A 215-nucleotide genomic window follows, 5' to 3' on the forward strand; every position below is an offset into this window, starting at 1 on the left:
TACAAACAGTAGGAGCGGACTTGTTCCGTGACTGCGTACCTTTTGTATAATGGGTCAGCGACTTACATTCAGTGGCAAGGTTAACCATATAGGGAAGCCGTAGAGAAATCGAGTCCGAACAGGGCGCCAGTCGCTGGGTGTAGACCCGAAACCAAGTGATCTACTCATGGCCAGGATGAAGGTGCGGTAACACGCACTGGAGGTCCGAACCCACT

At 52.1% G+C, this 215-nt stretch carries 1 rRNA gene; it reads left to right on the top strand.

Features of this window, described 5'->3' with window-relative positions:
• Positions 1 to 215: ribosomal RNA gene (locus GTP55_RS30560) — 23S ribosomal RNA — on the top strand; the annotation flags it as partial.

The organism is Duganella margarita, assembly GCF_009857535.1.
GTDB lineage: Bacteria > Pseudomonadota > Gammaproteobacteria > Burkholderiales > Burkholderiaceae_D > Rugamonas > Rugamonas margarita.